At 64.7% G+C, this 11967-nt stretch carries 11 protein-coding genes; 8 read left to right on the top strand and 3 right to left on the bottom strand.

Annotated elements, in window-relative coordinates; all coding sequences use genetic code 11:
- Positions 1-338: 338 nt before the first annotated feature.
- The 8 genes from glpD (at position 339) to QMZ05_RS23015 (ending at position 8935) form a co-directional block, all read left to right on the top strand.
- Positions 339-1883 carry a glycerol-3-phosphate dehydrogenase gene (gene glpD / locus QMZ05_RS23050; RefSeq protein WP_353702816.1) on the top strand — a complete coding sequence of 515 codons (1545 nt, stop codon included), beginning with the start codon at positions 339-341 and terminating at the stop codon, positions 1881-1883.
- Positions 1880-2968 carry an ABC transporter ATP-binding protein gene (locus QMZ05_RS23045; protein ID WP_353702815.1) on the top strand — a complete coding sequence of 363 codons (1089 nt, stop codon included), beginning with the start codon at positions 1880-1882 and terminating at the stop codon, positions 2966-2968. The genes glpD and QMZ05_RS23045 overlap by 4 nt, the downstream gene beginning before the upstream one ends.
- A gap of 12 nt (positions 2969-2980) precedes the next feature.
- A complete protein-coding gene (locus QMZ05_RS23040; protein WP_353702814.1) occupies positions 2981-4066 on the top strand; it encodes an ABC transporter ATP-binding protein in 1086 nt (361 codons plus the stop codon).
- Positions 4066-5040 carry a sugar ABC transporter permease gene (locus QMZ05_RS23035; RefSeq protein ID WP_353702813.1) on the top strand — a complete coding sequence of 325 codons (975 nt, stop codon included), beginning with the start codon at positions 4066-4068 and terminating at the stop codon, positions 5038-5040. The genes QMZ05_RS23040 and QMZ05_RS23035 overlap by 1 nt, the downstream gene beginning before the upstream one ends.
- Positions 5040-5846 (top strand): carbohydrate ABC transporter permease, encoded by an 807-nt coding sequence (locus QMZ05_RS23030; protein WP_021075985.1) that lies wholly within the window; start codon positions 5040-5042, stop codon positions 5844-5846. Before QMZ05_RS23035 ends, QMZ05_RS23030 begins: the two co-directional genes overlap by 1 nt.
- 9 nt (positions 5847-5855) lie before the next feature.
- Complete coding sequence (locus tag QMZ05_RS23025) at positions 5856-6182, top strand: DUF2160 domain-containing protein (protein ID WP_353702812.1); 327 nt, start codon at positions 5856-5858, stop codon at positions 6180-6182.
- Between the two features lie 115 nt (positions 6183-6297).
- Positions 6298-8040, top strand: coding sequence for an ABC transporter substrate-binding protein (locus QMZ05_RS23020; RefSeq protein WP_162240889.1), 1743 nt, complete (start codon positions 6298-6300; stop codon positions 8038-8040).
- A gap of 184 nt (positions 8041-8224) precedes the next feature.
- The gene (locus QMZ05_RS23015; protein WP_353702811.1) at positions 8225-8935 is read left to right on the top strand and encodes a hypothetical protein; all 711 of its coding nucleotides are present in this window, start codon (positions 8225-8227) and stop codon (positions 8933-8935) included.
- Here QMZ05_RS23015 and QMZ05_RS23010 read toward each other — a convergent pair.
- The 3 genes from QMZ05_RS23010 to QMZ05_RS23000 all read right to left on the bottom strand — a co-directional run bounded on the left by QMZ05_RS23010 (position 8924) and on the right by QMZ05_RS23000 (position 11961).
- The gene (locus QMZ05_RS23010; protein ID WP_353702810.1) at positions 8924-9736 is read right to left on the bottom strand and encodes a tetratricopeptide repeat protein; all 813 of its coding nucleotides are present in this window, start codon (positions 9734-9736) and stop codon (positions 8924-8926) included. The two genes, QMZ05_RS23015 and QMZ05_RS23010, sit on opposite strands and share 12 nt — an antisense overlap.
- Before the next feature lie 185 nt (positions 9737-9921).
- Positions 9922-11025: an alkene reductase gene (locus tag QMZ05_RS23005; protein WP_353702809.1), complete on the bottom strand. Its 1104-nt coding sequence runs from the start codon at positions 11023-11025 to the stop codon at positions 9922-9924.
- Positions 11026-11100: 75 nt separating this feature from the next.
- On the bottom strand, positions 11101-11961 hold the full coding sequence (locus tag QMZ05_RS23000) for an SDR family oxidoreductase (protein ID WP_353702808.1): 861 nt from the start codon (positions 11959-11961) through the stop codon (positions 11101-11103).
- Between the last annotated feature and the right edge of the window lie 6 nt (positions 11962-11967).

Here is an 11967-nt window from a genome sequence, read left to right as displayed (position 1 = left end):
ATGTGAGGCGGGGTGGGGTGATCTCTCCACTCGGGCAGCGCCCGACATAAGAGACCTTCACCCCACCTCGGTTCGCATTGCATGCGAACCGATCCTCCCCCTCCAGGGGAGGATGAAGCGGCACGCTTGCGCTCGCACCTCAGCGATAACGGCGACGCCGCTGCGCGGGGGCGATGGTCCGAGATTCGTGAATGCTCTGCCCCCGCCGCGATCATCCCGCCCAAAAAATCCCCAGCTAAAGTTCCCCATTTTCGCTTTGCTTTCGTTTTTGGTTGTGATCTACTCCAATCCGAAAGTAAAACCGTCAAAGCGAAGGCGGTTGCCGGGGGAAGCGTTCTTTGGACCGAATTTACGACCTCGCCATCATTGGAGGCGGCGTTAATGGCTGCGGCATCGCGCGCGATGCGGCGGGCCGGGGCAATTCTGTTTTCCTCTGTGAAATGAATGACTTGGCTAGTGGGACGTCGTCCTGGTCGACCAAGCTCGTGCATGGCGGCCTGCGCTATCTCGAATATTACGAGTTTCGTCTGGTGCGCGAGGCGCTGATCGAGCGCGAGATCCTCTGGCAGATCGCGCCCCATATCATTCGTCCGCTGCGTTTCGTTTTGCCGCACCACGCGGGCCTGCGCCCGGCCTGGCTGCTGCGACTCGGCCTCTTCCTCTACGACCATATCGGCGGCCGGCATCTGCTGCCGGCGACGCGCTCGGTCGATCTGACGCGCGACGTGGTCGGCAAGCCGCTGATCCCCGGCCGCTACACCAAGGGCTTCGAATATTCCGACTGCTTCGTCGACGACGCGCGGCTGGTTGCGCTAACGGCGCGCGATGCCGCCGATCGCGGCGCCGAGATCCGCACCCGTACCCGCGCGGTCGAGACCCGGCAGGTCGACGGCGTCTGGCACGTCACGGTCGAGGATACGACGAGCGGTTCGCGTGAGACGATCAAGTCGCGCGTGCTGGTCAATGCCGGCGGTCCCTGGGTCGAACAGGTGCTGGCGTCAGGCGCCGGCGTCAATGCGCGGGCCAAGGTGCGGCTGGTGCAGGGCTCGCACATCGTGGTGCCCAAGCTCTACGACCACGACCGCGCCTACATCTTCCAGAATGCCGACGGCCGCATCATCTTCGTGATTCCCTATCAGGACGAATTCTCGCTGATCGGCACCACCGATCGCGACTATGACGGCGATCCGGCCAAGGTGAAGGCGACGCAGGAGGAGATCGAGTATCTCTGCGCCTCCGCCAGCGAATACCTTGCCAAGTCGGTGAAGCCGCAGGACGTGGTCTGGAACTACTCCGGCGTGCGTCCGCTCTATGACGACGGCGCGAGCGAGGCCAAGGCCGCGACCCGCGATTATGTGTTCGAGCTCGATACGCCTGGTGGTGCGCCGCTACTCTCGATCTACGGCGGCAAGATCACGACCTATCGCCGGTTGTCCGAAGAGGCGCTGGAGCGGCTCGCGCCTTATCTCAAGGGCGCGAAAGCGCAGGAGGGCTGGACCGGCAAGGCGCCGCTGCCGGGCGGCGACATGGATGTGTCGGCGGTCGCGGCGCTGAGCGCCGAGCTAGTTCGCAACCATCCATTCCTCGCGCAGCCCCATGCCAATCGTCTCGCGCGCGCCTACGGCACGCGCGCCGGCAAGGTCCTCGGCAATGCAGCATCGGCTGAAGATCTCGGCCGTTCCTTCGGCGCCACCTTGACGGAGAGTGAAGTCCGGTACCTGATGGCGAACGAATGGGCTCGGACCGCGGAAGATGTCGTCTGGCGACGATCCAAGCTGGGCTTGCGGATGACGGCGGGTGAAATCGCCGCGCTCGACGAGTGGATGGCCGCCAACCGCGTGTCCGGTGAACGTCCCCTCCGCGAAGCGGGAGGACGGGCATGAGCGTTACACTGCAGAATGTCACGCGAACCGTGGATGGCATTCCGACCATCCGCGATGTGTCGCTGACGCTGGAGCGTGGCACGCTCAGCGTGCTGCTCGGACCGACGCTGTCGGGCAAGACCTCGATCATGCGGCTGCTCGCCGGGCTCGACAAACCAGCCACCGGCCGCGTGCTGGTCGACGGCAAGGACGTCACCGGCGCCGACGTGCGGCAGCGCTCGGTCGCGATGGTCTATCAGCAGTTCATCAACTATCCCTCGCTGACGGTGTACGAGAACATCGCCTCGCCGTTGCGGGTACAGGGCAAGCCGAAGGCCGAGATCGAGAAGCGCGTGGCGGAAGCGGCCGCCCTGTTGCGGCTCGAGCCCTACCTCAAGCGCACGCCGCTGCAGCTCTCCGGCGGCCAGCAGCAGCGCACGGCGATCGCGCGCGCGCTGGTCAAGGGCGCCGACCTGGTGCTGCTCGACGAGCCGCTCGCCAACCTCGATTACAAGTTGCGCGAGGAGCTGCGCGCCGAGCTGCCGCGCATCTTCGAGGCGTCGGGTGCGATCTTCGTCTATGCCACCACCGAGCCGTCGGAAGCGCTGCTGCTCGGCGGCGACACGGTGTGCATGTGGGAAGGCCGGGCGCTGCAGACCGGCGCGACGCCGAAGGTCTACCGGCATCCCGACACGCTGCGCGTCGCGCAGGTGTTCTCCGATCCGCCGCTCAACATCATCGGCATCGAGAAGAAGGGTGACCGGGTGATCTATGCGGGCGGCGAGCAGGCGCCCGCGGCCGGGCTCTATGCCGGTCTGCCCGACGGCGCCTACCGGATCGGCTTCCGCGCGCACCAGCTCGAGGTCGGTAGCGCTGCGAGCGGCAGCCACAAATTCGCTGCCACCGTGACCGTGACCGAGATCACCGGCTCGGAGAGCTTCGTCCACGTTCATGTCCACGATTCGAACTGGGTCGCGGTACTGCACGGCGTGCATGAATATGAACCCGGGCAGGTGCTCGACGCCGCGCTCGATCCCGACAACATCTTCGTGTTCGACGCGGCCGACCGCCTCGTCGCTTCACCTGCAACGACTTTCTCGAAGTGAGGGAGATGCTTCATGGCCCGCATTGACCTCGTCGATCTCGCGCAGTCCTACAACGGCAATGACGCGCCGCTGGAATCCTTTGCGCTGAAGCCGGTCACCATGACCTGGCGGCAGGGTGGCGCCTATGCGTTGCTCGGGCCGTCCGGCTGCGGCAAGACCACGCTGCTCAATCTGATCTCCGGCATCGTGACGCCGTCGCGCGGCCAGATCCTGTTCGACGGCAAGGACATCACGCCGCTGTCGACGCAGAAGCGCAACATCGCGCAGGTGTTCCAGTTCCCTGTGATCTACGACACCATGACGGTGGGCGAGAACCTGGCCTTCCCGCTGAAGAACCGCGGTATCGCCAAGGCCGAGGTCGATGCACGGGTCAAGCAGATCGCCGGCCTGCTCGACCTCACGCCGTATCTGAACCGCAAGGCGACGCGGCTCACCGCCGACGCCAAGCAGAAGATCTCGCTCGGCCGTGGCCTGGTGCGCTCCGACGTCGCCGCCGTGCTGTTCGACGAACCGCTGACCGTGATCGATCCCGAGCTGAAATGGCAGCTGCGCTCCAAATTGAAGGCGCTGCATCGCGAGCTCGACCTCACGATGATCTACGTCACCCACGACCAGACCGAGGCGCTGACCTTCGCCGATACCGTCGTCGTCATGCATGACGGCCGCGTGGTGCAGAGCGGCACGCCGGCCGAATTGTTCGACAAGCCGGCGCACACTTTCGTCGGCTATTTCATCGGCTCGCCCGGCATGAACATCGTGCCGGCCGAGGTCTCGGGCCACGAGGCGCGGATCGACGGCCACGTCATCGGCCTGCATCGAAACTATGGTGTCCTGCCGCCCGGCAAAAAGATCGAGATTGGCGTGCGGCCCGAATTCGTCGACGTAGCTCCGCCCGCATCCGGGCTGCTCTCGGCCACCATCGAGCGGATCGACGATCTCGGCCGCATCCAGTTCGCCCGCGTTCGCGTCGGCAACACCAAGCTCGCGGCACGCGTGCCGCCGGGCTTCTCGGTCTCCGGCGACACCGCCGGTCTCGTTTTCAATCCCGCCTATGTCCACGTCTATGCCGACAGCCATTTGGTGGAAGGGGTCGCCTGATGGACAAGACGATCAACCAAAAAGCCTGGTTTCTGGTGCTGCCGGTGTTCCTGGTGGTCGCGTTCTCGGCGGTACTGCCGCTGATGACGGTCGTGAACTATTCGATGCAGGACACGTTCGGCAACAACCAGTTCTTCTGGAACGGCGTCGGCTGGTTCAAGGAGCTGCTCGATCCCTCGACCGATCTCGGCGGCCGCTTCCTGGCCTCGCTCGGCCGCAACTTGTTCTTCTCCGCCGTGATCCTGGCGATCGAGGTGCCGCTCGGCATCATCGTCGCACTGTCGATGCCGCGTGAGGGCTGGAGCGTCGCGGCCTGCCTCGTCATCCTCGCACTGCCGCTGCTGATTCCGTGGAACGTGGTCGGCACCATCTGGCAGATCTTCGGCCGGCCCGATATCGGCCTGCTTGGCTATGTGCTGAACCATCTCGGCTTCAACTACAATTACGTCGCCAACGACATCGACGCCTGGGTCACGGTCATCGTGATGGATGTCTGGCACTGGACCAGCCTCGTCGCGCTGCTGTGCTACGCCGGCCTGAAGTCGATCCCCGACGCCTATTACCAAGCGGCGCAGATCGACGGCGCCTCGCGCTGGGCGGTGTTCAAGGCGATCCAGCTGCCGAAGATGAACCGCGTGCTCTTGATCGCGGTGCTGCTGCGCTTCATGGACAGCTTCATGATCTACACTGAGCCGTTCGTGGTCACCGGCGGCGGTCCCGGCAACTCGACGACCTTCGTCTCGATCGAGCTCGTCAAGATCGCGCTCGGCCAGTTCGACCTCGGCAAGGCCGCGGCGCTGTCGCTGGTCTACAATCTGATCATCCTGATCGTGTGCTGGGTGTTCTACACCGTGATGACCAACGCCGGCACCGAACGTAAGGCCGTGGCGCAGGGCGAGCCGGCGGCCGAGCCCAAGCCAGCGGCCGCACCCAGGCCCGCAGGCGTGCTCAAACCGAAGGAAGGAGTGGCCTGATGCACTCGATCCCCGGTCGTCGCCTCATCATGGCGCTGTTTTTGATCTTCCTGCTGTTGCCGATCTACTGGCTCGTCAACATGAGCTTCAAGACCAACGCCGAGATCGTCTCGACGATGACGCTGTGGCCGCATACGCCGACGCTGCAGCACTACCGGCGCATCTTCACCGACGAGAGCTGGTATTCCGGCTACATCAATTCGCTGGAATATGTCGTCATCAACACCGTGATCTCGATCGCGGTGGCGTTGCCGGCGGCCTATGCGTTCTCGCGCTACCGCTTCCTCGGCGACAAGCATCTGTTCTTCTGGCTGCTGTCCAACCGCATGGCGCCGGCGGCGGTCTATGCGCTGCCGTTCTTCAACCTCTATTCGGCGATCGGCCTGTTCGATACGCCGTGGGCTGTCGCGCTCGCGCACTGCATCTTCAACGTGCCGCTGGCGGTGTGGATCCTCGAAGGCTTCGTCTCGGGCGTGCCGCGCGAGATCGACGAGACCGCGTTCCTCGACGGCTATTCGTTCCCGCGCTTCTTCATCAAGATCCTGGTGCCGCTGATCGCGAGCGGGATCGGCGTCGCCGCCTTCTTCTGCTTCATGTTCTCATGGGTCGAACTGCTGCTGGCGCGCACGCTGACCTCGGTGCAGGCCAAGCCGATCGCGGCGATCATGACGCGCACGGTCTCGGCTGCCGGCATGGACTGGGGCCTGCTTGCCGCGGCCGGCGTGCTCACCATCATCCCAGGCGCGCTGGTGATCTGGTTCGTGCGCAACTACATCGCGCGCGGCTTCGCGCTCGGCCGAGTCTAGGAGGCAATCATGGAATCCATCGCATGGATGGCATGGACGTGGCCGACCGCAATCTTCTTCGTGCTGCTTGCCTCTACGCTCGGGATGATGACCTGGCTCGCGATCGCCTATCCCGAAGCGGAGCGGGTCGGCGTGCTGCGGATTCCGACCACGCGTGGCGACCGTCTGTTCGTCTCGCTGGTGCTGGCGGCGGTGATCCATTTGCTGTGGATCGGCCTCGTCGGCACCGATCCGATTTTCACCCTGCCGATCGGGGAGGGCATTGATATTTCGAGCCTGTGGCTCGCAACACTGATTTCGCTTGGCTCAGCTGCGGTGATCTTTCGCACCGTCTGAGAGGCGAAAAAGAGCAGATCCGGGGTCTACCCGGACCTGGGGTACTTAGTTTGTCGCTGCAACCGGAGGAATCAACATGCGACACTTGAGAAAGACCAAGGATAGTCTTCTGACCATGACCAGCGTCGTCGCGCTGGCTGTGGCATCAGTGGCTATCGCCGCGCCGGCTCGCGCCGACGAGGCGGCCGCGAAGAAGTGGATCGACAGCGAATTCCAGCCGTCGACCCTCTCCAAGGACGACCAGATGAAGGAAATGCAGTGGTTCATCAAGGCCGCTGCGCCCTTCAAGGGCATGGAGATCAACGTCGTCTCCGAAACCCTGACGGTGCACGAATATGAATCCCGCACGCTCGCCAAGGCGTTCGAGGAGATCACCGGCATCAAGGTCAAGCACGACATCATCCAGGAAGGTGACGTCGTCGAGAAGATCCAGACCCAGATGCAGTCCGGCAAGAACGTCTATGACGGCTGGATCAACGATTCCGACTTCATCGGCACCCACTTCCGTTACGGCCAAGCCGTCGACCTGACGGAATGGATGAAGGGCGAAGCCAAGGACGTCACCGACCCGATGCTCGACATCGACGACTTCATCGGCAAGTCGTTCACCACGGCACCGAACGGTCACCTCTATCAGCTGCCCGACCAGCAGTTCGCGAACCTCTATTGGTTCCGCTACGACTGGTTCACCAACCCGGAATACAAGGCCAAGTTCAAGGCCAAGTATGGCTACGATCTCGGCGTGCCCGTGAACTGGTCGGCCTATGAAGATATCGCCGAGTTCTTCACCAACGACGTCAAGGAGATCAACGGCGTCAAGGTCTACGGCCATATGGACTATGGCAAGAAGGATCCCTCGCTCGGCTGGCGTTTCACCGACGCCTGGCTGTCGATGGCCGGCAACGGCGACAAGGGTCTCCCGAACGGCCTGCCGGTCGACGAATGGGGCATCCGCATGGAAGGCTGCCGTCCGGTCGGCTCGTCGGTCGAGCGTGGCGGCGACGTCAACGGCCCGGCGTCGGTCTACTCGATCGTCAAGTATCTCGACTGGATGAAGAAGTATGCTCCGCCGCAGGCCCAGGGCATGACCTTCTCCGAGTCGGGCCCGGTGCCCTCGCAGGGCAACATCGCCCAGCAGATCTTCTGGTACACCGCCTTCACCGCCGACATGGTGAAGCCGGGCATCGCCGTGATGAACGCGGACGGTACGCCGAAGTGGCGTATGGCTCCGTCGCCGCACGGCTCGTACTGGAAGGACGGCATGAAGCTCGGCTACCAGGACGTGGGTTCGGCCACGCTCTTGAAGTCGACCCCGGTGGATCGCCGCAAGGCGGCCTGGCTCTATCTGCAGTTCATCGTCTCCAAGACGACGAGCCTGAAGAAGAGCCAAGTCGGTCTCACCTTCATCCGTGAATCCGACATCTGGGACAAGTCGTTCACCGAGCGTGCGCCGAAGCTCGGCGGCCTGATCGAGTTCTACCGCTCGCCCGCGCGCGTGCAGTGGACCCCGACGGGCAACAACGTGCCTGACTATCCGAAGCTCGCTCAGCTGTGGTGGCAGAACATCGGCGATGCGTCGTCCGGTGCGAAGACGCCGCAAGCTGCGATGGACGCGCTCGCCGCGGCCCAGGATTCGGTGATGGAGCGTCTTGAGAAGTCCGGTGTGCAGGGCGCCTGCGGACCGAAGCTGAACAAGAAGGAAACCGCCGAGTACTGGTACAAGAAGGCCGAGAAGGACGGCACCATCGCTCCGCAGCGCAAGCTCGCGAACGAGAAGCCGAAGGGCGAAACGATCGACTACGACACCCTGATCAAGTCGTGGCCGGCCAGCCCGCCCAAGCGCGCCGAAGCGAAGTAAGGCGGTAAGGCTTGACCGCCCACGCCATCCGAAAACTGCGAAAGGCCGGGAGGGATCCCGGCCTTTTTTGCTTGATCGACGCCTGTATCCGGCGGAGTGGAGCCCCCTTCGGGATTGTGCTCAAATGACGCGATGAGGTCATCATGCGTCGCCTCGTCATCGCATCATGATCGGGGAGTTCACCATGCGCATGATTTTTCGCTGCGATCCGCGGCTTGCCGAGCATCTGCCGCGGCCGTTCCCGGCCCGCAGTGCGTTGCCCGATTGGCTGCGCGCGATGCCGGCGAAGGCGCATTCCGACATCCACGATCGCGACATCCGCACGGTCAAGCAATGTCCGCCCTTCGTCGATGCGATGGCCTACGGGGTCATGATCCCGCTGCCTTGCGATATCAGGGTCGAGCGCGGCGCGTTCGCATGGGACTGGGACATTCCGGAGCCGGCAACGCATGGCCATCCGCGCGCGCCGCTCAGCTTCCATCCGGTCGCGCAATTCGCCGGCGCGCCGTTCGCCAACGGGCAGGCTGCGCTGAAATTCAACAGCTTCTGGACCATCGAGCTCGAACCGGGCTGGTCGCTGTTCGCGACGCATCCGGTCAATCGCGACGACCTGCCGTTTCGGCTGATCTCGGGCCTCGTTGACGCCGACCGGTTTCACGACGGCGGGATCAATTTCCCGGCGGTCTGGACCCAGCCTGGTTTCGCCGGCGTGTTGCCGAAGGGGACGCCGGTCGCGCAATGCTTCGCAGTGCCGCGCGAGGCCCCCGAACTGGTGTTCGAAGCCTTCGACGATGCACACCGCGAAGCCTATGCGAAAGTGGTCGGCGAGGTGCTGGCCGCGCCCAATGTCTATCGCAAGCATTTCCGCGCCAAGCGCGGTCGGCTAGTTACTTAAGGCCGCGCGCAGCGCGCCCTCGTCAAGCCACAGGCGGCCATGTGAGGCCGAGGTCAGCGCCATCGCGATCGATCCGAACAATTTTGGACGCAGGCCATAGGCGAGCGTAAAGGCCTGCATCGCGGCGTCGGGCTCGCCGCCCTCCTGCAACGCGATCCCCAGATTGAGCGCGGCTTCCGCGTAATCCGGCTTGATCTCGAGTGCCTTGCGATAGGCCCGTGTAGCGCCTTCATGGTCGCGCAAATCCTGTTTGGCCACGCCGAGATCGAACCACACCGAGGCCGGCGCTGGGCTCGCGGTGGCACGCGCAAGCAGGCTCGCGGCCTTGGCGAGCTCGCCATCCTCCCAGGCCAGCCGGCCGAGCCTCGCATTGGCCTCCTGATGCTCGGGGATGGCCTTGAGGATCGCTTCCCAGGCCTCGCGGGCCTGCGCCTTGCGGCCGGCCAGATCCAGCGTGCGCGCCTTCTCGACGAAGACATCGCGCTGCGGTTTCAGCGCGATGGCGCGCTCGAGCTGCGCCAGCGCCGCATCGAATTCTCCATCGGCACGGGCGAGGCGCGCGGCGAGCAGCCGCGCCGCGGCATTGTCGGGGCGCCGCGCCAGGCTGGTCGCGACATGCCCACGGGCCGGCGCGATCTCGCCTTTGGCAAACAGCACGGCGGCCAGCAGGTGGCTCAGCATCGGCTCGCCGGGCTGACGTGAAAGGCCGCGCTCGCAAAGCGCGATCGCCTCGTCGTGCCGGCCACCGTTGAAGGCCGTAGTGGCGCGTCGAACGATATCCTCTGCGTTGTCCTTGCTCATTCCGTGCATGACCTTCAGGCTCGTTCGTCACGCGCCATGCTATGCGGCACTGGAGGCCGTGGCCAGCGCTTACCGCGACACGGAGTGGCCAACTGCCGGCCGCGAAGAGCGGTGAGGCCGTCGACGCATGAAAATGGCCCGGAGCGCTGATGCACTCTGGGCCATTTGATTGATGGGACGTTGTGTTACTCCGCCGGTTCGGTCGCCTTCAGCGTCGGGTAATCCGTGTAGCCCTTGGCGCCGCCGCCGTAGAAGGTCGCCTTGTCCCACGCGTTGAGCGGGGCGCCGGCCTTGAGCCGCTCGACCAGGTCGGGGTTGGAGATGAATGGCTTGCCGAATGCGATCAAATCGGCCGCGCCTGCCTCCAGCACCTTCTCCGCCAGCGCGAAGTCGTAGCCGTTGTTGGCGATGTAAGTCTGCTTGAAACGCTTGCGCAGCGAGGCGTAGTCGAACGCCACATTGTCGCGCGGGCCGCCGGTCGCGCCCTCGATGACGTGGATATAGGTCAGCTTCAGCGCGTTGAGCTGGTCGACGATGTGGTCGAACAGCGGCTGCGGATTGGAATCGGAGACGTCGTTGGCCGGCGTCACCGGCGAGATGCGGATGCCGGTGCGGTCAGCGCCGGCCTCTTTAGCGACCGCCTTGGAGACTTCCAGCATCAGCTGCGCGCGTTTCTCGATCGAGCCGCCATAGGCGTCGGTGCGCTTGTTGGTGCTGTCCCGGGCGAACTGGTCGAGCAGATAGCCGTTGGCGCCGTGGATCTCGACGCCGTCGAAGCCGGCCGCCAGCGCGTTCGCGGTGCCGCGCTTGAAGTCCTCGATGATCCCGGGGATCTCCGACAGTTCGAGCGCGCGCGGCTCGGACACGTCGGCGAAGGTGCCGTTCACGAAGGTCTTGGTCTTGGCGCGGATCGCGCTCGGCGCCACCGGCGCGCCGCCGTTCGGCTGCAGCGAGGTATGCGAGATGCGGCCGACATGCCAGATCTGGATGAAGATGCGGCCGCCGCGCTCATGCACGCGATCGGTGACCTTGCGCCAGGCTTCGACCTGCTCCTTCGAATAGATGCCGGGCGTGTCCTGATAGCCCTGGCCCTGCTGCGAGACTTGGCTCGCCTCGGTGATCAGGAGGCCGGCGGAGGCGCGCTGGCCGTAGTAGTCCACCGCGAGCGGGCTTGGCACCATGCCGGGCGGCACCGCGCGGTTGCGCGTCAGCGGCGCCATCACCAGGCGGTTCGGCAAGGTCAGCGCGCCCAGCTGGTAGGGCTCGAGGAGTTTGGTCGATTGGCTCATGTGAAATGTTCCAGACAATGATCGATGAGGGAGAGTTGTGCATTGCGGCGACGAGCGCAATGGCCCGTCCGCAGATCAGCCGCGCACGATTCCGCCCATGTGGCCGGCATCGAGGAACAGGGTGTGCGCGTTCACATAGGAGGATTCATTCGAAATCAGGAACAGCGCAGAATAGGCGACCTCCCAGCCGGTGCCCTGACGGCCGAATGGCACTGTCACGGCGCGGTCCGATCGCCGGCGGCTGGCATCGCGGCCCATCGGCGTATCCATGAAGCCGGGCGCGATCACATTACAGCGAATGCCCTTGTCCTCGCCGGCCCGCGCGATCGCCCGGCCGAGCGCGATCTGCGCCGCCTTGGAGGATTCATAGGCCGGGTTGCGGCCGCCGGCGCGCTGGCTCGCCATCGACGAGATCAGGATGATCGCGCCGCCCGGCGCCATCACCTCGAGCGCCTTCTGCGCGAACAGCATGTGGCTGCGCACATTGACGGCGTAGTCGCGATCCCAGGCTTCTGCCGTCATCTTGGGCAGCGACAGGCCGGAGGAGATGCCGACATTCAGTGCCAGCCCGTCGAGCCCGCCGAGTTTCTGCGCGCAGCGTTCGACCGCGGGCGCGATCGCAGCGACGTCGGAGACATCGACCACATCGGTGAAGGCCTTGCCGCCTTCTTTTGTGATCTGCGCGACGGTGCCGTCGGCGGCGTCCTTGTTGACGTCGAGGCAGGCGACCGAGGCGCCCTCGCGCGCGAATAGCACGCTCATGGCGCGGCCATTGCCGATTGGCGGTTCCTCGTCAACGGTTGTGCGCTGTCCCGCTCCGACCACGATGATACGGCGGCCGGCAAGGCGGCCGTGGCTCTTTGCCAATCCCAGCGCCTCGGCGTGCAGCGATGAGGAGGGATCGATGGCTTTCGGTGCGTGGGTTGTGGTCGACATTGGCGT

Source organism: Bradyrhizobium sp. INPA03-11B, from assembly GCF_040446015.1.
In the GTDB taxonomy this organism is placed as follows: Bacteria; Pseudomonadota; Alphaproteobacteria; order Rhizobiales; family Xanthobacteraceae; genus Bradyrhizobium; species Bradyrhizobium macuxiense_A.
Note: the sequence above shows the minus strand (reverse complement) of the source record. Positions and strands in the feature narration are given on the sequence as shown.